Annotated in this window: 21 protein-coding genes; 3 read left to right on the plus strand and 18 right to left on the minus strand. The window is 36.9% G+C overall.

All coding sequences use genetic code 11. The annotated features are described in order from the left end of the window. The first annotated feature begins 363 nt into the window (after positions 1-363). Complete coding sequence (locus tag ABYK18_RS02700; protein WP_373035072.1) at positions 364-1,947, plus strand: DUF3373 family protein; 1,584 nt, start codon at positions 364-366, stop codon at positions 1,945-1,947. 12 nt (positions 1,948-1,959) lie between these two features. Here the strand turns inward: ABYK18_RS02700 and bcp are convergent, their stop codons facing one another. Genes bcp through mqnP form a run of 8 tightly spaced genes read right to left on the minus strand, consistent with a single transcriptional unit; the run spans position 1,960 to position 7,634 of the window. Next, positions 1,960-2,430, minus strand: a complete 471-nt coding sequence (gene bcp / locus ABYK18_RS02705; RefSeq protein ID WP_373035074.1) for a thioredoxin-dependent thiol peroxidase — start codon at positions 2,428-2,430, stop codon at positions 1,960-1,962. A gap of 40 nt (positions 2,431-2,470) precedes the next feature. Continuing rightward, positions 2,471-2,935 carry a DUF420 domain-containing protein gene (locus tag ABYK18_RS02710; RefSeq protein ID WP_373035075.1) on the minus strand — a complete coding sequence of 155 codons (465 nt, stop codon included), beginning with the start codon at positions 2,933-2,935 and terminating at the stop codon, positions 2,471-2,473. Then, positions 2,928-3,539 (minus strand): DedA family protein, encoded by a 612-nt coding sequence (locus ABYK18_RS02715; RefSeq protein ID WP_373035076.1) that lies wholly within the window; start codon positions 3,537-3,539, stop codon positions 2,928-2,930. Before ABYK18_RS02715 ends, ABYK18_RS02710 begins: the two co-directional genes overlap by 8 nt. Then, on the minus strand, positions 3,533-4,555 hold the full coding sequence (gene murG / locus ABYK18_RS02720; protein ID WP_373035077.1) for an undecaprenyldiphospho-muramoylpentapeptide beta-N-acetylglucosaminyltransferase: 1,023 nt from the start codon (positions 4,553-4,555) through the stop codon (positions 3,533-3,535). Before murG ends, ABYK18_RS02715 begins: the two co-directional genes overlap by 7 nt. Positions 4,556-4,558: 3 nt before the next feature. After that, on the minus strand, positions 4,559-5,731 hold the full coding sequence (locus ABYK18_RS02725; protein ID WP_373035078.1) for an FtsW/RodA/SpoVE family cell cycle protein: 1,173 nt from the start codon (positions 5,729-5,731) through the stop codon (positions 4,559-4,561). A gap of 12 nt (positions 5,732-5,743) precedes the next feature. Then, a complete protein-coding gene (locus ABYK18_RS02730; RefSeq protein WP_373035079.1) occupies positions 5,744-6,265 on the minus strand; it encodes a DUF6115 domain-containing protein in 522 nt (173 codons plus the stop codon). Continuing rightward, positions 6,262-6,777 (minus strand): hypothetical protein, encoded by a 516-nt coding sequence (locus ABYK18_RS02735; RefSeq protein WP_373035080.1) that lies wholly within the window; start codon positions 6,775-6,777, stop codon positions 6,262-6,264. Before ABYK18_RS02735 ends, ABYK18_RS02730 begins: the two co-directional genes overlap by 4 nt. Next, positions 6,774-7,634 (minus strand): menaquinone biosynthesis prenyltransferase MqnP, encoded by an 861-nt coding sequence (gene mqnP, locus ABYK18_RS02740; protein ID WP_373035081.1) that lies wholly within the window; start codon positions 7,632-7,634, stop codon positions 6,774-6,776. The genes ABYK18_RS02735 and mqnP overlap by 4 nt, the downstream gene beginning before the upstream one ends. Before the next feature lie 66 nt (positions 7,635-7,700). Here mqnP and miaA point away from each other — a divergent pair, with 66 nt between their 5' ends. Further along, positions 7,701-8,594, plus strand: a complete 894-nt coding sequence (gene miaA, locus ABYK18_RS02745; protein ID WP_373035082.1) for a tRNA (adenosine(37)-N6)-dimethylallyltransferase MiaA — start codon at positions 7,701-7,703, stop codon at positions 8,592-8,594. Next, positions 8,591-9,034: a phospholipase D-like domain-containing protein gene (locus tag ABYK18_RS02750; RefSeq protein ID WP_373035083.1), complete on the plus strand. Its 444-nt coding sequence runs from the start codon at positions 8,591-8,593 to the stop codon at positions 9,032-9,034. The genes miaA and ABYK18_RS02750 overlap by 4 nt, the downstream gene beginning before the upstream one ends. Here ABYK18_RS02750 and ABYK18_RS02755 read toward each other — a convergent pair. From ABYK18_RS02755 to ABYK18_RS02800, 10 genes are read right to left on the minus strand one after another with little or no spacing between them, the layout of a single operon-like run. Continuing rightward, a complete protein-coding gene (locus ABYK18_RS02755; protein WP_373035084.1) occupies positions 9,021-11,396 on the minus strand; it encodes a flagellar protein in 2,376 nt (791 codons plus the stop codon). The genes ABYK18_RS02750 and ABYK18_RS02755 overlap by 14 nt on opposite strands. A 39-nt stretch (positions 11,397-11,435) precedes the next feature. Then, positions 11,436-12,944, minus strand: coding sequence for an NADH-quinone oxidoreductase subunit NuoN (nuoN, locus tag ABYK18_RS02760; protein ID WP_373035085.1), 1,509 nt, complete (start codon positions 12,942-12,944; stop codon positions 11,436-11,438). Beyond that, positions 12,944-14,497, minus strand: a complete 1,554-nt coding sequence (locus ABYK18_RS02765) for an NADH-quinone oxidoreductase subunit M (RefSeq protein ID WP_373035086.1) — start codon at positions 14,495-14,497, stop codon at positions 12,944-12,946. Before ABYK18_RS02765 ends, nuoN begins: the two co-directional genes overlap by 1 nt. 3 nt (positions 14,498-14,500) lie before the next feature. Continuing rightward, a complete protein-coding gene (gene nuoL, locus ABYK18_RS02770; protein WP_373035088.1) occupies positions 14,501-16,423 on the minus strand; it encodes an NADH-quinone oxidoreductase subunit L in 1,923 nt (640 codons plus the stop codon). Between the two features lie 4 nt (positions 16,424-16,427). Beyond that, the gene (gene nuoK / locus ABYK18_RS02775) at positions 16,428-16,736 is read right to left on the minus strand and encodes an NADH-quinone oxidoreductase subunit NuoK (RefSeq protein ID WP_373035089.1); all 309 of its coding nucleotides are present in this window, start codon (positions 16,734-16,736) and stop codon (positions 16,428-16,430) included. After that, on the minus strand, positions 16,733-17,308 hold the full coding sequence (locus ABYK18_RS02780) for an NADH-quinone oxidoreductase subunit J (protein ID WP_373035090.1): 576 nt from the start codon (positions 17,306-17,308) through the stop codon (positions 16,733-16,735). The genes nuoK and ABYK18_RS02780 overlap by 4 nt, the downstream gene beginning before the upstream one ends. An 11-nt stretch (positions 17,309-17,319) precedes the next feature. Continuing rightward, positions 17,320-17,934: an NADH-quinone oxidoreductase subunit NuoI gene (gene nuoI, locus ABYK18_RS02785; protein ID WP_373035091.1), complete on the minus strand. Its 615-nt coding sequence runs from the start codon at positions 17,932-17,934 to the stop codon at positions 17,320-17,322. Between the two features lie 10 nt (positions 17,935-17,944). After that, positions 17,945-18,931 (minus strand): NADH-quinone oxidoreductase subunit NuoH, encoded by a 987-nt coding sequence (gene nuoH / locus ABYK18_RS02790; RefSeq protein WP_373035092.1) that lies wholly within the window; start codon positions 18,929-18,931, stop codon positions 17,945-17,947. Positions 18,932-18,934: 3 nt separating this feature from the next. Beyond that, positions 18,935-21,421, minus strand: a complete 2,487-nt coding sequence (locus ABYK18_RS02795; RefSeq protein WP_373035094.1) for an NADH-quinone oxidoreductase subunit G — start codon at positions 21,419-21,421, stop codon at positions 18,935-18,937. Beyond that, on the minus strand, positions 21,421-23,655 hold the full coding sequence (locus ABYK18_RS02800) for an NADH-quinone oxidoreductase subunit G (protein ID WP_373035095.1): 2,235 nt from the start codon (positions 23,653-23,655) through the stop codon (positions 21,421-21,423). The genes ABYK18_RS02795 and ABYK18_RS02800 overlap by 1 nt, the downstream gene beginning before the upstream one ends. Positions 23,656-23,661 lie beyond the last annotated feature (6 nt).

The following is a 23,661-nucleotide window of genomic DNA, read 5'->3' on the forward strand; positions in this document are numbered from 1 at the left end:
GTCCTTAAAAGGCTCTGTTTCAAGCCAGAAATTTGCTAGTTGGGCTTTGAATATGTCGAACAATTTACCTCTAAAAAGAGGGTTGCACTAGCTTTTGACATAATCTGTTAATAGTTCCGCATGCCTAATGGCGATGAGAAAAATCCGCGAATTATACTCAAAATATATTTAAGTAAAGCTTTTATTTAAATATATCAGTTGTCTATTTAAAAGATTAAAGTTTATGTTTATATAACTATTTTTTATATTATTAAACTCTGAGTTTAAAAAATATTTTATAATACCTACTGTATAGTATCACAGAATTATTATAAAAAAGTGTTATATTTATAACGATTTTTTTATATAAAAAAGGGAAGAACTATGAAAAAACCACTTCTGCTGTCTTTGGCTACTGCTGTACTTTTAACAACTAATCTAAATGCAGAGTCCATGCTTGAAAGATTTGAAGCGATGGAAAATGAGATGGCAAAGTTAAAAAAAGAGATAGCTACGCTAAAAAAAGAATCAGCGCAGAACTCGAAAGAATCAGATGCAGATGAAAAAAATGAAGCTCTAAATGAAGCTCTAAAAGAAGAAGCAAAAGATGATGAAAAAGAGAAGATGGATGTAGAAGAAGAGATAGCCGATATTCAAGAGAGCATCTCCGGATTAAATAGATCTACATCAGGAAACCATCTGAAATTTGGAGTTGACTATAGATTTGCATTAGAAAATCTTAACTATAAAATGGCAGATGGCTCAGAGGCAAACAACGATGCTTTTATGACTAACCGTTTATGGATAAATATGGACTGGATGGCAACGAAGAACCTCAGCTTCAACGGACAACTAGCGTACAACAAAGCTTTTGGTGCACGCTCTGGTGCAAGCACTCCTGCAAATTCGTCGTTTGAAGGATTTGACTGGATTTCAAATGAGAATGCATATGACGATACACTTAGAGTCCGTTCGGTTTATTTCTTATATAGAAATGATACATTTATAGGAAGTGATATACCTTGGACTTTTAGTGTCGGCCGTCGTCCATCCACTAACGGACATCTTATCAATATGCGTGACGATGATAAGCCTACATCTCCAATGGGGCATACAATCAATGTAGAGTTTGACGGTCTTAGCTCAAAATTCAGTTTTGATAAATGGATTGAAGGTATGTATATAAAGTTTTGTGCCGGTCGCGGTATGAGCAATGCAGCTCCTAAATTCAACAATACTCCTTATACAAGTGTTACAAGTGCAAATACAAACATTGACCTCGCAGGTCTAATCTTTGTCCCTTATGATGATGGTCAATATTCCGTATCTACACAATACTACTATGCAAACAATCTTATCGACGTAAAAAACACTTCTGACTACACACAGGGATTTGACACTGTTGGCGGTATGCACAACATTACTGCAAACGTTATTGTAAATGGTATAGGAAACGGTATAAACGATTTTCTTGATGACACAACGTTCTTTGTAAGCGGTGCAATGAGTATTACAAATCCAAACAGTGACCAGCGTATGCTTTACGGTCCTCTGGATTCTAACATGGTCGCAACAAAAACTGGAGAATCAAAAACTGGTTATTCTTACTGGATAGGTACACAATTTCCTTCACTTATCACAGAAGATGGAAGATGGGGGATAGAATATAATCACGGTTCTGAGTACTGGAGAAGTATTACATATGGTGAAGATACAAACATAGGTTCAAAAGTTGCTGCCCGCGGTGACGCATATGAAGCTTACTTGACCGAGTATCTTATTGAAGACATACTATCTATGCAGATTCGTTATACATATATTGATTATGCGTACAGCGGAAGCAACGGTTTCTTTGGAGGAACATCAGGCGCCTCTATGGATATGGCAACAGCCATAGCATTTGGTCAAGGTGCAAACGTTGTAGATACGGCTCAAGATATCCGTTTTTATCTCCGTTACAAATATTAACAGATGATTTTCTTAGAGAGACTGCAGTCTCTCTAGCTCAGCCTTTACCTTAGCTACGTGCTCTTTTACTTTTACCTTCTCAAACAGAGCTTTTACAACGCCCTGTGGATCTATGATTAAAGTGGTACGAACGATTCCCATATATTCTTTTCCGTAGTTTTTCTTTAACTGCCAGACACCGTACTCTTGCATCATTGATGTCTCTTCATCACTAAGAAGTGTGATGCCTAACTCTTTTTTTTCTATAAAGTTGCGGTGTTTCCTTGTTGAATCTGCACTTACTCCGAGTATTATCGCATCTAAGTCTGAAAAATCAGGGGCAGCTTCCGTAAACTCACAGGCTTCCGTTGTACAGCCAGGAGTGTTATCTTTTGGATAAAAATATAACACTATCCACTTTCCTTTTAAATCTCTTAGACATATCTCTATATCATCTTGGTTCGGCAGACAAAATTCCGGTGCTTTTTCGTCAATCTTAATCATACAATCTTTCCTTAATTTTATTTATCATTTGTATATAGTCTTAATAGACAAACATCAAAAAGTAAACCCAGATGCCGGTAAGTGAAGTCGCCACAACACCCGTAAATGTCATAAGTCCGAATTTTCTGTGCTTTTGAAGCTTTAAAAGTTTTTTTGTCATAAAAAGCTGCATAGACCAGATTATCAAAGTTATTACAGATATAGCTATATGAAAAACCAACACTATAAGAGCATAGTTATGAGGAACTCCGCTATTTTGCATAAAAGACTCAAAACCACCGACATTTCTAACTCCGGTCTCAAAATATCCAAGTACTATAACGGAAAAAGCAAATATTACTATCTGTGCATATGAGTGTGCTTTATACCTTTTTGTTTTAGCCAGATAAATAGCACTTGCTACAAGCAGAGGTAAAAGTGCTACAATCAGAGTCACTAAATCCATAAAAAACGGTGCTCGAGTCCCTAAAAAACCTTGATGAAACATATAATCCAAATTACTCACTCTTTACTCCTCTATTTCTTTGATAATATACATATATCGTACCTAAAAACATCAGTAACACTACTACGCTGATAGTAATTTGTTTTAAATACGCATCTATGAGTTCTTGATTTTCACCTATAAAATATCCGAGCAAAGTTAAAATCAGTGCCCAGATTCCGGCTCCTAGTGCCGTGTAAGTTGAAAAAACTACTAAATTCATACGACTAAGACCTGCCGGTATAGAAATCAACTGTCTAATACCGGGAATCAGTCTTCCCGTAAACGTGGAAATATGTCCATGTTTTTCAAAAAATCCATCCATCTTTTCTAAAGCACTCTCTTTAATAAAAAAGTATTTACCGTATTTTTTAAGGATTTTTCTACCTAGTCTAAGAGCCAAATAGTAGTTTATAAATGCACCTACCATAGAACCGCCCAGTCCGCTAAACATAATCATTCCCAGACTCATATCACCTCTGGATGCCAAATATCCAGCAGGTATGAGAACAATCTCACTAGGAAAAGGGATAAATGAGCTCTCTATTGCCATAAGGCAGAAGATTCCGACATATCCCCAGTCAAAAATCAAATCCACCAACTCTTGTGCCAATTCTCTTAGCATCTGAAACTCGCTTGTACGTCTTCTATCATTTTATCTGCAACATCACTGTTTGAATACTCCATAAGTTTTTTACTCTTTTCTTTAAGCGGCTCATCTAAGATTGAAAGTAATTTAGCTCTTAAATCTTCGCTCTCACGCTCACACCAGCCAAGTTCATTCTCTACTATGAACCTTGCATTATAGTATTGATGGTCACCTGCGGCATGAGGATACGGTACGTAAAGAGCAGGAAGAGCGTTTGAAGTCGCTTCCCAAAGGGTACTTGCACCCGCACGGCTGACAGCCAGATCTGCTCTTTTAATCAAAGATGCCAGCTCTTTTGTAAAGCCGTATAGTTCAACTTCTACGCTCAAAACTTCATACTCTTTTTTTACCCTCTCATAATCTCGCTCACCGGCTTGATGAATAATCTTTATATTTCTATTTTTAAGTTCCTGCGCTACACTGAGTGCTAAATCATTGATTGATTTTGCACCGTGAGAACCACCTAAAAAAACGATGCTCTCAAGACTCTCTCTGACTCTTGCATCTTTATAATAAACCTCTTTTACGGGGTATCCTTTTATCGGAGAGTTTTTATCATAAGCAGAGATAAACCTTGCAGCAAACGGTTTTAAAAGTGAATTTAATCTTCCTTCAACTGCATTTTGTTCATGTATAAAAAGCGGGATTCTCTTGCTTATAGATGCAAAAGAAGCCGGAGCCGCAGAAAATCCGCCTACACTGTATGTCGCCACAATATTATGCTTTTTTAAAATATATCTGGATTTAAAAAAAGCACGAAACACTTTGTAAAGAGCTTTTAACTTACCAAATCCTTTTTGATTTACTACTCCGGTGGTATCTAAAAAGTATACATTTGAAAAAGCACTTCTATCTTCAAAGTATTTTCTATCTTGTCCGCTGGTTGAACCGATAAAAATAACTTCATGCCCCTGTTTTACGGCAGCTTCCACCAAAGCTTGTGCTATCATCAGATGCCCGCCGGTACCCCCACCGGTTATACAAAGTTTCATATCTTAATTTTCCTTTTCCATCTTTGCTTTTTTTGAAGCCATCAACACCATTCCAATAGCAATAGATGCAGCAATCATAGCAGAACCGCCATAACTTAAAAATGGAACGGAAATACCTTTAATAGGCGTAATTCCGCTGATCCCGTAAGCATTCACAAGAAAGGCAAAAGATAGAAGAAGCCCTACACCCAAAGAGAAAAGATACATACTTGTATCATTCGAGCGATTTGCGATTTTAAATATTCTTTGAAGTATCCACATAAAAAGAATTACAACTGCCAAAACACCCACAAAACCAAACTCTTCTGCCAGTCCTGCTAAAACAAAATCCGTATGAACCTCACTCAAGAAGCCAAGCTTAAAAGTTCCACCTGCCAAGCCAGTTCCAAATATTCCGCCGTTATGAATTGCATTTAGGGAGTGTCCTATCTGGTAAGGTTCTATCTCCGTCGGAACTCTCAGTTTTTCCGCTATTGATGCAGGAAAAAGTTCTAAGACTGTGTTTTGTGCCAGCGCCCACCATGATTTTATTCTCATAATTCTGTGCTCTGCCGTCAAAATAAAAAACAAAAAGAATAGTAAAGCAATAGATAAAAGCGAGAGAAAAAATCTAAAACTGCTTCCCGCAAACATAAGCATGAACAAAAGTGTCATCCCAAGAACGACGACCTGCCCCAAGTCATTTTGTATAAAGGCTATCATGAACATAGCTCCCACAAAGACCAAAGCGTAAGGGATAAAACGTTTAAACTCAGCTCCGATGCCCATGCCCGCATGATGTCCTAGTTTTCTCGAAAAACTCCAAGATAAAAAGTAGACAAACCCAACTTTAAAAAACTCTACAGGAGCTAAAGAGAAGCCGAATATTTTTATCCATCTTTTTGCACCGCCTACTTCCGATACCAAGAACTCTGGTAAAAACGGCATCGCTATCATAAAGATTGTAGAACCGATAAACAATGCAAAGCCTATAGTATTTAGCCACTCATCAGGATTTAGTTGTGCTAAAGACCATATAATGATTATGCTGATAAAACCAAAAAGAGCCTGTCTTAGTGCAAAGTGAAATTCACTTACTCCAAAGAGAATAGTCGTATATGCAGATAGAGAGTATGTAAGAATTATACTTACGAGAATCAATATAGAGACTAGCGTAAAGAGTTTTCTATCTGCCATTACAAAAAAGTCCTATTTAATTTTATTGATTTTCAGAACAAACTCAACTTCTGCTTTTGAGATATGTAACTCTTTTGAAATAGTATCTAGTGAAACGCCCTGTTTGAACAATGAAATGATTTTTTCATCATCATTTCCGTGAACTGAAGTCGGGATAGATATCTGCTTAACACCGTTTTCTAACGATGTTATCCTCAAGTTCATTTGCTCATCTATATTTACAAGAGTATCCTCGAGTCTTTTAACTCCCAGTGAGAGAGGTTTAACCATGTCATATACAGTTCTTTCAACCTCTTCATATATTTCCGTATCACTCATACGACTACTGTTGTTTTTGATATTTGTTTTAGTATCGTTTAGCTCTTTTTTGAGATAAAAAATCTCTCTGTTGAGATCTTCAACCACAGATGCGACTGAGCGAATATTTTTGTGAAACTCTGAGTACGAAGTAAAAACATAATATAAAAGATACAAAATCATAGCTGCCATTGCAACCACAATGTACTCTATGTTTACAAACTCAAGATATTTCATTTTGCTTTTGCCTCGCGAATAAGCACTCTTTCTCTTGCTGTAAGATATGCGCCCCACTCTTTCTCATCTCTCTCATGTATCTTTGTTATTTGGGCTAACGATTTGCCTACTGCTTTGAAGAATACAGGAATGTCTCTTTTTGGATGAACAGGCATCTCAACACGCCCATAATACTCTTTTGCTTCTTCTAAGATATCTTCACTCAGTTTAAAGTGTTCAAAACCGATAGACTCTATCTGCGCTTTATTTGTCAAAGATAATCTTTTTGGTGCTTCGTTTTTTAAAAACATCTCTAAGGCATCTATCTTTCTGTGAAGTTCAACTACCAAGTTAAGTAAAACCGGATCGGTATCGGAAGTCTCCCCTCTACCTTTTGCCAATTTTAGCCATTGGCTTATCGGGTCGTCATCACTCTCACTAAGCTGCGAGTATTCTCTTAAATATACCTCTTCATCTGAGCCCGTTTCGCTGTAAACTAAGCTGATTGGGGCTGATACAAGGCGAACACTCATGCTGCTACCTTATCTATGATAATAAAGATAAAAAATGCAACACCGAGATAACCGTTTACCGTAAAAAAAGCACGATCTATCTGAGTAAAATCCTTTCTTACAATCTTATGCTCATATCCAAGCATAACAGCGCTCAGTATTACAGCCAAGTATGCAAAAAGACCAAGCCCCGCAATCCAGACAAAGAGTGCCCAAAATATTACACTCAGCATGTGAAACAGTGATGAGATAAAAAGCGTTGCATCTGCACCGTAACGTGAAGGGATAGAGTAAAGATTATTTGCTTTGTCAAAGTCAATATCCTGCAGAGAGTAAAGCAGATCAAAACCTGCAACCCAAAAGATAACACCCAGACTAAGGATGACCGACCAGGCTGGAATGCTTGCTTGAACTGCGACAACACCGGCTATGGGAGCAAGACCTAAAGAGACACCGAGCACTATGTGTGCAAAGTGTGAAAATCTTTTAAAGTATGAGTAAGAACCAAGCACAAATAAAATAGGAACACTTAAGTATAATGCCAGGTCGTTAATCATATATGCGACAAGAACAAATACTAAGGCATTTACAATTACAAAAATCATAATGCTTGCACCATCAAGCCTTCCGTCTACATTTGGACGGGATTCTGTTCTGGGGTTAGCTGCATCTATGTCTCTATCTGCATATCTGTTTAAACCCATGGCAAAGTTTCTTGCACTGACAGCCGCCAAGACACCCATCAAAAGAAGCCAAAAGCCGAACCAACCATCAGCCGCGACAATCATAGCTATAAATATAAACGGAAGTGAAAATATAGAGTGTTCGAACATAACTAGTTCATTAAAGTCTTTTAATTTATTAATATATCTTTGCAACTACTCACCTTAGGATATTTTTGTTCTATTTTACCCAAACTTGATTTAAAATGATATAATTTTGTCATGAATAAAGCGATTAGACAACTTGCGATTATAGGACCGACGGCATCCGGAAAAAGTGATTTAGCCATTAAAATTGCCCAAAAATTCAATGCTTACATACTTTCCATAGACTCCCTTAGCATCTATAAAGAGATAGATATAGTCTCAGCAAAACCTTCAAAAAAAGAACTGAATCAAGTCAAACATTTTGGTATAGATGTACTAAATCCAAATGAATATTTCAGTGTTGATATTTTTATAGACATCTACAAAAATGTCAAAAGCATCTGTGAAAATGAGGGTAAAAACCTTATCATTGTGGGCGGAACTTCTTTTTATCTAAAATCGCTTTTAAACGGACTCTCAACTTTGCCTACCATAGATGCCAAGACTACTTTAAAAGTAAAAAAAGAGCTTGAAAATCTTCAAGGATGTTATGAGATGCTGGCTAATCTAGACCCTGAGTATATGCAAAACATAAGTCAAAACGATGCTTACAGAATAGAAAAAGCGCTACTTATTTACGAAGCCTCATCTCTCACACCGACTGAGTGGTTCAAACAAAATCCTCCAAAACCAATCATAGAAAACCTGGACATTTACAACATCGATGTAGATAGAGACGTCTTAAGAGATAGAATTTCAAAAAGAACCCATAAGATGCTTGACTTGGGTCTCATTGATGAAGTCTGCTATTTAGAGCAAAAATATACAAGACTGCCTCACTCAATGAACTCAATTGGTATAGTGGAAGTCTTGGAATATCTTGATAGTAAAGTCACAAAAAAGCAGATGCTCCAAAATATCTCGACCCACACGGCACAACTTGCCAAAAGGCAGCAGACATTCAACCGCACACAGTTTGACAACATCACTTCTGCGAAGTTGGAAGAGTTAGAAAAGCTACTGACATGAAATTTTTTTTAATATTAATTCTCTCTATAAACATACATGCACTGGAAAAAATATATTTTTTACCTGAAGATGCCAAAAAGACAAAAAAACATATAGAAAAATTGATTGAAGATTCTAAAGTCTCTATTGATATAGCCATGTACAATTTTGGATATAAAAAATTTGCAAAACTTTTAGACAAAGCTCATGCAAGAGGTGTCAAAGTAAAAATTTTTTATGATAAAAAAGATGTTTATTTCAATGCTATTGAGACAAAAACTGTAGATAAGAAACTCCATACAAAAATAGCTATTTTTGATAAAAAAACTGTAGTTTTTGGAAGTGCCAACTGGACTAAAAAAAGCTTTAAAGAAAACTACGAAGTCATATATGTAACAGACAACAAAAAGATTCTCTCAGAGTTTAACAATTTTTTTAATGAGCTGACTAATCTTCCTTAGCCCCCTCTGCCAATTTTGCCCAAGCAGATGCCGCATCTGCTTCTATAGCTTCTTTATAAGCAGCCTGAGCTTCTTCACCTCTCCATAATTTGTCATATGTTGAACCTAAAAGATACTTCTGCCTTGCTCTGTTGTTTTTACTGAGTTTTACTTTATCAAGCGACTTTATAATTTCTAGTGCTTTGTTTACGTCTTCTTTATTAATATATGCTTGATACAGTGCAAACTCTACAAACGGGCTTTGTGCATATGAATCCGAAGAGTTTTGTATCTGCATAACCTCATTCCCGTACTTTAAAACCAGGTTGTCATCATTTTTATCACTTCCTATAGCCATGACAGCAACATATCTTTCAATGTCTTTATAATCTTTTCCATATATCTTTTGGATATTTGACATTGCTTCTATCATTTTGTTGCTATCTTCGAGCCTTTGGTATGTATCAAAAAGAACTCTGTAAACATCCTTGTACTCTGAGTTTTTATCATCGGCGATCAATGTTATCAGCTCTTGAGAAGCCTTTACCACATCACTGTAATTTCCTGTAGCAAAATCAACTTTTATATAACGGTAAAGCCATTTCTTTCTTGCATTTATATCTTGCGATTTTAAATTTTTGCTTGTGATAGTACCTGCGAGTGCAAAATCTGCACCTTTCATCGCACACTCATAAATACCGTCATCCCATTTGTCTGATAACTCAATAGAATATTCTCCTGAAATTTTTAAGACACTATGGCACTCTTTATTTTCTAAAGCCTGTTCCATTGCACCTAAGGCAGCACTGTTTACTATCTCTTTAGTGTCGGGATATGTTATGTCATCCAATGCCAAGAGTTCATCTTTGAAAAGTAAAACATCACTGTACATTTTATTAGCATTCATCAGTTTTGCTTTTTCATATATAGCTCTTTTACCTATAGTGTCCTCTGCATATGTCTCTATAAGATTGTTATAATCAGCTATCTTCGCAGATACATTAGCATCACTTACATCAAAGAAAAGTGAATCTTTTGCAACTTGTACTTCGCTCAGGTATAGTCCATCAGGAAATATTCTAAGATACTCATTTAAAGCTGCCAATGCTTCTTTTTTCTGAGGTGTTTTTGCCAGCCAGATACCTACGTATTTGAGTAAAGATTCATATTCATCATATTCCGCATTAATTTCATCGACAAGTGCTTTTGCAATGGCCGAAGCACCCATATAGACCTCTTCATCTGCAAATATCTGCATCATATCCAGAGACTCTTCATATTTTGAAGCAAAGAAACTAGGTTTTGCTTTTATGATTTTCATTATATATTCGGTCGCTTCTTGCTTTTTTGAACTGTTAATCTTGGATAGTGCTAATCTAAATGCAGCTGTAGCCGCAATATCGATATCGGTAGTGTCGTGAAGAGCTTTTTCATAATAACTTAATGCCTTACTCAATCCTCCTGATTCTTCAAGCATTTCACCTATGTATATATAGCCCCACTTGGCATATGGAGAACTCTCATGTTCACTAAACAACCTATCAAAAAAGTACTCTGCCTGTCCATTCATACCGCTACGTGAATATGCTCTTGCAAGAAGAGAGAGAATTTCTGCTACATTATCATCTGAAGAATATTCTCTAAGATATACTTTTGATAACTCTATAACATCCTCATTCTTATCTTTTAGCTGAGAATTCGCTCTTATCTTATAATAAAGCAGCTCGGCAGTAAATAGTGATGATGGATACTCGCGCATTACTTCCTCTATGAGTTCCAAACAGTTTTCATACTTTTTTTCAATATATAGGCGTTTTATCTTTAAATAATCACTAACATCTCCGACTTCTTGTATATGAACAGGATTACCTTCCATATCTAAACTCCCTACATACGGAAGTTTGTCTTTTTCTAACATAAATGGAAAGTTAATTGCTGTCTCTGAAGGTTCTTGAGATTCTATATATGGTATTTTTTTGTTATATCCTACTATCATCCAGTGTTTTGCTAATTCAGTATCTACCGAAAAAACACTGTCATCTTCATTGAGATTGAAAATGACAGGAAATAATTTCATATTTTTATATGCAGTAATAATTAAAAAGAATGTTTTTTTCTTAATCTGTGTATCTATTTTAAAAAAATCATTTTGTAGTGTTTTTAACTCTTTAGCAGGAGCTTTTGGAAATGCACATATTATTTTTGTTGTTACTTCAAAATCGTTTTTTATCTCTTGACATAAAAATTTGTTTTTATCTTTAATGTGGAGTATTGAGTAATTTTCAAAATTTTCTCTAGCACCTTGAAGTGATATATCAAGGGCATAAAGAAGATTTGTAGAAAAGCTTGTAAGAAGCAGGAGAGAAAGTATCCATTTAAACAAATTCTCTTCCTTTTTTCTCCCTAAATTTATAAAGTGTTATTAGTATCCACTTTTATATACAAGAGCTGTAATAAACTCTAATACCGGGTTTACAGCAATAAAAGCAAAAATAGTTCCCACTGCAGCAATTCCGATGATTGTTTTTAATGGAGTCGTTGCATTTGCCACAAATACATGTCCGTCTTTGTTCATAACAGGCTCTCTCATAAACATATACACTATCAGTTTTATGTAGTAGTAACCTGCTATTGCAGAGTTAAGCGCCATAATAAGGGCTAAAAGAGTATATCCGCCTGTAACGGCAGAAGATATCATATATAGTTTACCCCAGAACAGTGCAAAAGGTGGAAGACCTGCCAGACTCAACATAAAAAGTCCCATGATAGTTGCAGCAACAGGTGCCGTTTGAATCATACCTGCAAACTTGTTATAACTGTGGTCTGAACTTTGATATACCGGAAGATGTTTTTGACGAGAAATCCAAAGCATACTAAATGCACCCAAGTTAGTGAAACTAAACAGAATCCAGTAAAGGAAAAGTGCACTGTTTGATTGAGTAGTACCAATCAAGATTGCAGCCATTACAAAACCTGCATGACTTATTGAGCTGTAAGCAAGCATTCTCTTAACATCTGTTTGAACAAGTGCCCAAATATTTGCTGCCGTCATTGTCACGACAACTACAATATAAAGAATAACTTCTAACCAAACAACTCCGCTGTGAATCAAGAACTCAAATATTCTCATTGCAACAATAAATACTGCTATTTTTGGAACAATAGACATGAATCCTGCAAGTGATGCAGAAGAGCCTTCATAAACATCCGGTGCCCAAGTATGAAAAGGTACAAGCGAAAGTTTAAAGCCAAGAGATGCTAAAACAAACACAACACCTACAAGAACAAAGCCCATATCTGCAAAACCGTTTGCTCCAAGTACGGCAGCAATCTGGTTAATCTCTACAGAACCTGTCAGTGCATAAAACACCATAGAACCAAAACTAAAGAAACCGGCTGCCAATGCACCCATAGTAAAGTACTTAACAGCAGCTTCAAAAGATTTGTCACGGTTATGCATAGCGATCATAGTATACAGAGCTAAAGATGCAGTCTCGAGTCCTACAAAGATCAGAATCAAATTGTCTGTAGCAACCATAAACTGGAAACCGCCAAGCATGAATAAGAACAATGCAAAGAACTCAGGGTATGAGAACTCATGGAATCTTTTGTGAGTAAGCGCTAACGGAATAAACAGTAAAGATGCACCTACTATAATAAGTTGTGAGATAATTGCCAGTCCATCAATTAGCATTACGTCAAACACACCCATTATAGTACCATCAGCAGTAAATATACCTGCACTCTCTGCAACAGCACCTAAATCTATCAATAAGAACAAAATACTTATCATAACAAACAGTGTTTTGTCTAATCCGCCTTTAATAATATCAATAACTAAGATTAATAACGCACCGATGATAGGAATCAACATTGGTGCAAGAGTCATTAAATTTAACGACTCCAATGAAACATTTACTGGCGCTAACATTAGTGTGCCTCCTTCGTAGAAGTTCTAGTGATCTCAACACCTTCTATAAGGTTTGGAATTCTAGATTTTGCTTCATCAGTTATAGATTTGTCATGCATTAGTTGAACAACAGACTCTACTGAGTTGTTAATCGGGTCTAATAAAGGCTTAGGATAAATACCTAACCAAATTGTAATAATCACTAAAGGAACTAAAGCAATAAGCTCTCTTTTGTTTACATCCGGAAGATTTTTGTTTTTCTCATTTGTAACTTCGCCAAAAAACATCTTTTTATAAGCTGCCAACATATAGATAGCACCAACGATAATTGCAATACCTGCCAATAAAGTTAAGATATGTGATTGTTGATAAAATCCAAGAAGACTTAAAAACTCACCGACAAAGTTGATAGTCAATGGAAGACCCACTGAAGCCATCATCATAATACCGAATATAGTAGCAAATCTAGGCATTACAGATGCAAGACCGCCGAACTCACTCATCATTTTAGTGTGACGTCTGTCGTAAATGACACCTACAAGCAAGAACAGAGCACCCGAGACAACACCGTGGGCAATCATCAAGAAGATTGAACCTGTGATACCCTCTACATTAAGAGCAAATGTACCAAGAATAATAACACCCATGTGTGACACTGAAGAGTAAGCAACAACTTGTTTAACATCTTCTTGTGCATATGCAACCATTGCCGTATATATGATCATTATAATAGCGATAACTGCTATCGGGAACATAAAGAATACTGAAGCATCCGGGAACATCGGAAGTGAAAAACGGATAAAAGCGTATGTACCCATTTTAAGAAGTATTGCCGCAAGTATCACAGAACCGATAGTCGGTGCTTGACCGTGAGCGTACGGTAACCAAGTATGGAATGGGAACATTGGTACTTTAATTGCAAAACCTAAGAAAAATGCTGCAAATAACCAAAGTTGGAATGTCTCAGGTAAAATTAGACGATACCAGTCTAAGATAGCAAAACTCCATACACCCGTTGCCTGATAGTAAAAATACGCCATAAAAAGCATACCGACTAGCATTACTAGAGAACCTGTAAATGTATATAGGAAAAACTTAACAGATGCGTATATACGCAGAGGACCACCCCATGCACCGATAATGTACAACATAGGTACTAAAGAAAGTTCCCAGAACACATAAAATACGATTGCATCTAGAGCAACAAATACACCTACCATAGTCATCTGTAAAAACAGAAGCGTGATAATCATGTTTTTAACATCTTTAGTATCAGTCAGAGATGCTATACCTATCATCGTAAAGAATGCTGCTAAGATTATAATGAATAGTGAAATACCATCCACACCTAGAATATAGTTAATTCCAAATGCCGGTACTAACGGAAGCTGTTCCATGAACTGCATACCTGATACATTTGAATCAAATGAGAACCATAACATCAAAGAAAGAGCGAACTCTATGAATGCAACAGATACACCATAAGAACGAATACTGTCTTTAGCAACCGCAAAGCCGAATATAGCTGCTACGGCAGGAAAGAAAATTAAAATCGATAAAATATTGTCTAACATCTATTAAACTCCTAAACCTGATAAAATTGTCTTAATTTCATCAGAATGTCTAACTGCTAGTCCAAAAACAACAGCTAGCGATAACAGGGCAACAAGACCTGCTACCATCCACTTAAGCATTGTAGATAGGTTACCACTCTGCATTGTTCTTGTACTTTCACCTGTTGAGTAGAATATATTTGCTATTCCGTCTACAGATGCATCAACGATTTTTTGGTCAACTTGTTTCCAGAATACTGTTGATAATTCTCTATATGGTTTTACTAAATACTCTTCATAAAAATACGGAATATAGTACTGATTAATCAATAGCTTATATTTAAAGCTGTTTTCCATCGCACTTGTTCCGTCTGGAACTTTTATGTCTTTACTCATATATTTTTTATAAGCAAACGCTATTGAAAGAATAACAAAGAGTTGAGTACCGATTGTCATAATCCAATACGTAGCAGCCGAATGTACGTGATACTCTGCATCAGGAAGCAGAAGCGTTACATACTCAAAATAAGTTGCTTTAAACGAACCTGCGATTACCGCAAGGATTAAAAGAGGTGTCATTGCAACAAGCATAAACTTGTAAGCTTCGTGAGGATGGAAACCTAAAGCAGTATGACGATCTTCACCGTGAAAGATTAGAGCAATGATTCTAAATGAGTAAAACGCAGTTAAACCTGCAGTAAGTAAAAGAACACTGTAAATAATAAAGTGATGGTCTACAAATGCAACTTCCAAGATAAGGTCTTTTGAAAAGAATCCCGCAAGAGGAAAGATACCAGCAAGGGCAACAGATGCGATAGTCATAAGAATCATAGTACCTTTCATTGTCTTGCCAAGACCACCCATCTTAAACGGATCAAGTTCATCATGCATAGCATGCATAACGTTACCTGCACCAAGAAACAGAAGTGCTTTAAAGAAAGCGTGAGCCATTAAGTGAAATAATGCAACCCAGTAAGCACCAAGACCTGCAGCTGCAAACATGTAACCTAACTGAGACAATGTAGAATATGCAATAACTCTCTTGATGTCACGATTAACAAGCGCCATTGTAGCTGCAAAAATCGCAACAAATGTACCTAAAGATGCGATAAACAGACCAACATTCGGGATAAGGCTGTATAACTCGTTTGAGCGAACAACTAAATATACACCTGCTGTTACCATCGTCGCAGCGTGAATAAGTGCCGATACAGGAGTAGGACCTTCCATCGCATCCGCAAGCCAAGTATGAAGCGGAAACTGAGCAGATTTACCCATAGCACCGATAAATAAGAAGATACCTATCCAAGTGATCGTAGCAGTATCAAGACCTGGCATTGCTGCGAAAGCTTGGTGATACTGAAGTGTTCCAGTGTTCCAGTATATTAAGAAAATACCGATTAACATCCCAAGGTCAGCAATACGGTTCATAATGAACGCTTCATTAGCTGCCCAAGTAGCACTCTCTTTGTGGTACCAGAAACCGATTAATCCCCATGAACAAAGACCAACGCCTTCCCAACCGATAAAAAGACCGGCAAAGTTATCACTCATTACAAGAACAAGCATTGAGAAAACGAATGCAGATAACCAAGAGAAAAATCTGTTGAAACCTTTATCATGATCCATATAACCGATAGCATAAACGTGTACAACAGTTGAAACTAAAGTAACAACCATCATCATAGTAACACTTACCTGATCAACAATGAAACCAAAAGGGATATAAAGGTCACCGGTAGCCATCCATGTCATAAGCTCAACATGTACATGCTGTCCTGTAGATAGTACAAATATTAAAAGAATCGTACTAGCTATCAGTGATAATCCCAGTAAAGCACTTGTAACAACACCAGTAATAAGCGTCTTAGGTTTTGCACCAAAAAGCGCAGCGAACAAAGATCCTACAAGCGGTGCGAACAGTGCTGTGTATAGTAATACTTCCATATTTCTATCCTCTCATCGTTGACATTGAATCTAGGTCAATATTGTTGTGGCGTTTATGCCAAACAACCAATAATCCTAGTCCTACAGCAACTTCTGAAGCAGCTATCGCAATTACAAAAAATGCAAACATCTGACCAGTCAAGTCACCGTAAAAGTGTGAAATCGCAGCAAAAGCAATATTTACAGAGTTTAGTAAAATCTCAGTTGCGAAAAACAGCATTAGAAGGTTCTTTCTTCTCATTACGCCTATTAGACCAATAGCGAATAAAATTGTAGAAAGTACAAGATAGTGATTAAGTCCTATTTCCATCATGAAAGTACCTTTTTATTTAATTCTTCTCTCATGTCTTTAATCTCTGCATCACTCATAAGAGTAAGAGAAAGATCCATTTTCTTACCTGCTAAAACGATACCTGAAACCATTGCAACAAGTAACATTACAGCAGCAACTTCAAAAGGAACCAAGTATTTTGTAAAAAGAACTATACCGACCTCTTGAGTATTTCCTGCGCCTTCTACCATTGGGTAAAAAGCTTTGATGTTGTCGCCGACAATCGGAGCAGCAAAGATTAAAACAACTAAAACAGCTGCAATCGTTGATAACCCTATAACAAGAAGTTTGTTTCCGTTTTTCTCTTTAACCTCTCTGGTAGTATCAAAAAACATCATACCAAACGCGTAAAGAGCCATTACAGCACCTGAATAAACTACGATTTGTACCGCACCTAAAAAGTCAGCACCTAAAATAAAGAAAAATGCTGATATAAAAATCATTCCTGCCGCTAATGCTGTTAGAGCATATAACGCTTGTGATGTTGTTACAGTAATGTAAAACATCGCTATCGTTAAAAAAGCAAACAGATAAAAAGCAATCGCTTCAAACATACCCAAACTCCTTAATATGCGAGAGGTGTTTTTTTAACACGCTCATCTTCATGTGGTGTAATAGCACCAAAACCTTCAAACTCGACTTGAGCTCCAGCCTTCATCTTATCCAGTGGTGTAAGCATCGCTTCATAGTCTACGAAGTGCTCTCTTTGGTCAGATGCATTTTCATAACGTCCACCGTGTGTAATAGCTAACTCTGGACAAACTTCAGCACAATAACCACAGAAGATACAACGTCCTAGGTTAATAGTGTATTCGCTTACTTCTTTACGAGAATTCTCGTCTATCTTTGTTTCCATTCTGATACAGTTAGATATACAGATTTTTTCACAAAGTCCACAACCGATACATCTTTCAGTATCTGATTCCCATAGTCTTTTCATCTCATGCACAGCACGATATCTCGGACCTATAGGCATCTTTTCTTCGGGATATTGAACAGTATGAATATCAAATCTGATCATCTCACGCATAACAACCCAAAGACCGACAAACAGCTCGCCTCTAAAAGTTCTTTTAACTACCCTTTTAAATTTACCCCACGGGTCAGTTGGATAATCTTCGATATCTACTAGAAAATACTCGTTGGAGATTTCTCTATTGTTAAATTGTTCATTTTTCATCATTACCCCCTTACATCAACACTATTGCAGTGATTAAGATGTTTAATACCGCTATCGGCATTAAGACTTTCCAACATAACCACATCAATTGATCCGGTCTTACATCCGGCCAAGCAGCTCTTGTCCATAAGAAAAAGAAAAAGAAAAATGCCATTTTAGCAAGCAGCCCTAATGCTCCAAGTAAACTACCGTCTCCATATCCGCCTAAGAAAATAAGTGGAATAACAAATGAGATAAAGAACATATTTGCATACTCACCGATAAAGAAAAGACCCCATCTCATACCAGAGTACTCAGTACCAAAACCATCAATAATCTCATGGTCATTAGCAATAAGGTGAAATGGAGTACGACCTGTCTCAGCAAATGCAGCTATCCAAAACAAAACAAATGCGACCGGCTGAGTCCATATAATCCAATCAGTGATTCCACCTGCTTGGTACTCATTAAAATCAATAAGTGATAAAGAACCAACCATCATAATCGGAGCTAAGATTGACAGACCTGTTACAACCTCATAAGAGATAAATACGGCAGCACCACGAGCAGCAGAGATAAGCGAGAACTTATTTGCTGAAGCCATACCACCAAGAAGTGGACCGTAAAGACCGACACCCATGATTCCAAGGATATATAAAATACCGATATTAATGTCAGCAACTATCGGATGTACCGTGTATCCAAAGATAGTAAACTGTGGTAAAAATGGAATCGCAGCAGCAGCCATAAATGCAGTAGCGGCAGTGATAACCGGTGCTATCTTAAATACGCGGCCTACAACATTAGTCGGGATAATATCCTCTTTAGTAAAAAGTTTCACACCATCCGCAGCAACCTGCAGTAATCCAAACGGACCAACATACATTGGCCCAAGACGACGCTGCATAAATGCAAGAATTTTACGCTCAAAATAAGTTCCTATCCCCGCTAATGCAGAAAAGACAAGTAGAACTACGACGATTTTTATAACCGTCTCAATTAAATATGCTGTTTCCATATATTACACCTTTTCAATCGAAGCTGTTGCAAAGCGATAACCGCTAAACAGAGCCTCTGAATTTATTTTAGAATCAAATGTCGGCAGAACTGCTATATCACCGGCAATTTTATTATCACTAACGATATTCACAATAATTTCTCCATTGCCATTCTTCACTCTCACGCTATCCCCTTCATTTAGTTCTGAGTTGCTTAAGAACTCTTCACTCATATAAAGACCTGCAACTTCATCAAGATTAGTCGTTTTGTTTGTAAAATCAGTAAATTGTCTTACAGGATTTGCAAGGTAAATTAGAGTTCCCTCTAGCTTATCTTCACCAAACGGTTCAACATTCTGGTTAGTGCTTCTTTTGATTTTTACATTCTCTAAAAGATATCCTCTGACCTCTGTCCCATCATTTTCATAATGATTCGGTAAGTTATCAAATGCCTCAGCTTTAAAACCTACAGATGTAGGAAGAGATGCCGTATAATCAATAATATTTTGAGCTTTCATTCCAAGCTCGTTTGCTATGTCATTTAATTCATAACCATTATAAGGCAATGCTGCATTTGTCGGATTAACTCTTTTGTTAATAGAAGTCAGTGTTCCTTCTTGTTGGTTCATAGCCGGCATATCCAAGTCACCGTTACCTAAAGCAGAGAGAGTAAAGTCTCCGCTGACGTTGTAACCTACAGTGTATGAACCGCATTCATCATCAAGTTCACAGATCAGTGCTACACCTAAAGAGTTAGTAAGTGCCGGAATCATAGTAAGTTCAAAATCACTACACTTCTCAACTAAACCTACAAGTCTTGCAAGATTTTTAGAGTTTGGATGATTATATAAATCCGGTCCTACAATCATTGCAAAAGTATCTTTTTTCTTTAAGTTCTTATCTAACTCATCCATGAAACTGTCATCAGCACCTAAAATAGTTAAAAGAGCATTATCATCTACAACAACCTCTTTAGATACTTTTTTAGGAACCATTTTCTTTTTCTCAACTTCTACTTCTTCCTCTTCACCCGTCTCTTCGTTTACTTTAGTCTCTTTAACGATTTCAACTATTTCTTCTTTAATAGTCTCTTCAACCGTTACTGTTTTTTCAGAGTGGAAAGTTGCTAAGTATTCAACTACTTTCTTAGGAAGTTTTTCTTTATCTGCGAATAGGTCTAATATCAGGTACAAGACAGCCTCTTCTTGAAGCGGAGCATGCTTAACAGTCATGATGCTTTTACCGAGACCTTCTATAATAGGATCTTGAAGTGGATGAAAATAGAGACCTGCACCTTTATTTACCGTCATTGAGTTATTAAGTGCATATCTAGCATTCGGGTTGTCACTTTTTAGTGCTGCACCGACAGAAATAACAAAGTTAGAGTTGTGAGTAGATTTCAAGTCATTTGAATAAAGCATAGTTCCGCTTATCTCACTATAATCTTTTAAAAATGTCTGAAAAGATTTTGCTTCGTTATTAACAAGGCGGTAACCGTGTTTCTCTTTTAAAGTCTGAAGAACATATGCTTCTTCATTCGTTATTGTTGAAGTAAATGCAATCGTATCAGCCTTTTTGAAAGCTTCTATTGCAGATGCAAATGCGGCTTCATCTTTAAACGCAACTCTGTTTTCATAATCAAAACCGTATCTACCTGCACCACATAGTGAAACATAGTTCCACTCGTTCATTACACGGTAAATCTTATCACTATCATCAGCGATACTTGTGTGTTTTACATCATAAGAGATTTGACATCCGGCAGAACAGTGACCACAAGTTGCAGGAACCTGGCTTAATTCCCATGCATTAGACTTGTACATAAAGTGAGTATCGACTAAAGCTCCAACAGGACAAACTGAAGCACACTCGCCACAACTTGTACAGTCTAAAACATCCGTTCCGTTAGTCAAACCGATAACAGACTTGTTAAGCTTGTTCCACATTGCATAAGCATCTTTTGGCATAGTGTCTTTAAATTCGGCATCTAATGCATCTGCACCACGAGGAATAGTTTTTAAAGAGTTGTCACCAATCATATCTTTACATACGGTAACACATCTCTCACAAACTATACAAAGACCCGGATCGTAATGGATATGTCCCCAGTCATGAGAACTTCTATCCACATCTTTAACTGTATAATGTTGTGCATCTACACCCATCTCTAATGTATAGTTTTGCAGTTCACACTCACCAGATTGGTCACAAACACCACACTGAAGCGGATGATTTACATCATATACTTCCATAATGGCACGACGTTCTTTTGCAATGTTCTCAGTTGTAGTCGTGATATTCATACCGTCTTTGCTCTTGGCATTACAAGCATAAACTTGTTTGCCGTCAGCCTCAACAAGACAGATACGACAAGCCAATGTCGGACTACATCTTGTTAAATAACATATAGCTGGTATAAAAATATCGTTAGCACGCGCGGCATTTAGTATAAACTCGCCTTCTTGTGTTTCGACCTCTTTACCGTCAATATTTATAGTAATTTTACTCATTATACTACTCTCACTATTTTGGATTTTTCAAATCTATATCTACTTGAATCAATCACATCATCAAATGTAGGATTCAAGGCTATAGTACCTTTCAACTCACTGTCAAGTTTAAACTCTCTTGTCAGAGTCTTAGAACCGAAGCTAATCTCAACTCTGTCGCCATCAGAGATTTTCGCGGCAGCTGCAAACTGAGCAGAACCTCTAAGAGTGCTGTCTTTTTCTAATTGTTTAGCTTGATTTGTATATGCATTGAATTGTAAAACCGGATTTGCGTTATATATTATAGTACCGTTAAATTCAGGTAAATCATCTACTTCATCAAGTTTACCCTCAGCCTTACACAGCACTTCATCAAGCAGATAACCTCTGTTGTCATCACCGTAAGGAGACAAGAAGTTTTCTAAGCCATCAAAATCAATATCTTTAAAACCGACGCTTTTGTTCAGCTCTTTAGTGTAATCAACGGTATTTGCTTTTTCTATACCACAGGCACTTGCAATATCATTTAGTGTATAACCGTCAAAACCGACCGCAACATTTGTAGGAAGCACTTTGTTGTCTATGTTTACAAAAGTTCCTTCTTGCTGATTTAATGAAGGTACTGCAAGATTTGCGTAAGCCAGAGATGAGATGATGAAGTTACCTTTTGCATTGTAACCCACTACATCGATTATATCTTCATCTTTTTCCAAATCACATATCAAAGATACACCAAGAGTGTTTACTTCGCTTGGAACTACCACTAACGAGAATGTGCTGTATTTTTCTATCATGGCTGCAAGTTTTGCAATATTGTCTGAACGTTTATGAGCTATAAGATCATTACCTATAATAAGCACACGGTTTTTTGCTCTTGAGAATGACTTCATCATAAAAGATATCTCTTCATGACCTATATTGCTCTCAGCTTCAAGATAACCCAAATCTAAATCATTAAAAAACGCTCTTTCCTCATCAGACAGGTCAGCATCTTTAAGAATTGCATTTGCAAGAAGTGCTATAACACCCTCTTCTGTACCGACTTCATACTTCATAAGCTGAGTTACAGTGTTTTGCATTAAAGCATCTTCCATAGGATGAGCGTACACTATTTTGGCACCGTTGTGCTTAGCTGCAGTTGTAAGTGCATATCTCACAGCAGGATTGTCAGTAGCTATTCTGCTTCCGATAACAATTGCCGCATCTGATTGCTTAATTGCATCCAGTGAACCGCTATGGTGAAGTTTTCCGCTCACAGAACTGTATGCTCTCATAAACTCTTGAAATTTTCTTGCATCTTCATTAAAGAGTTTGATATCAAACTTCCCTTTTAAAAGTTGTAGGATATGAGCCTCTTCATTTGTAATCATCGATGAAAAACGAATAGCTTTTGCACTTTTCAGAGCTTCTACAGCCTTGTGAAATGCAATTTCATCTTTTGTTTCTTTGTTATCAAAGTCAAAACCGAAACGACCAGCACCGCAAAGTGATGTAAACTCAAAGTTGTTTTTCACTCTGTAGATAGAATCATCACCGTTTATTCCTGAATGTCTTGTTTCATACTCTAAAGGACAACCTGCAGAACAGTGAGCACATGTAGCAGGTACACGACTAAGCTCCCAAGCATTTGCACTATATTTAAAGTCAGAACTTACTAATGCACCGACCGGACATACCGCAATACACTCTCCACAGAAAGTACAATCAAGAACATCAGAATTTTTAGGGATGATAGTCGAGCTGTATCCGCCAAACTGAACGTCTATAGCATCATCACCGATCACTTCATTACATACGTGAACACATTTTTCACATAAAATACAAAGAGACGGATCATAGTTGATAAGTCCCCAGTCTTTCGTCTGGCGAGACTGGTCGCGAGCCGAGAAGTTTTGTTTTGCTACATTAAACTCTAAAGTCTTATTTTGCAGGTCACATTCACCTGACTTGTCACAAACACCACACTCTAAAGGATGGTTTACATCATAAAGCTTCATGATGTTTGTTCTCTCATTCTCTAAAGCTTCTGTGTTTGTCTTAATCTCTATGCCCTCAGTCGGAGGAGTATTACAAGAAAGAACAAAACCTTCAACTCCCTCAGCTTCTACAACACACATACGACAAGATGCACAAGGCGTAGTCTTAGAGATATAACACATAGTAGGAATGTATATGTCATTCTTACGAGCTACCGTTAAAATTGTCTCGCCTTTTTTTGCTTCTACGGAGATACCGTCAATTTTAAAATTAATCATTTATCC

This window comes from Sulfurimonas sp. (assembly GCF_041563495.1).
Taxonomy (GTDB): Bacteria; Campylobacterota; Campylobacteria; order Campylobacterales; family Sulfurimonadaceae; genus Sulfurimonas.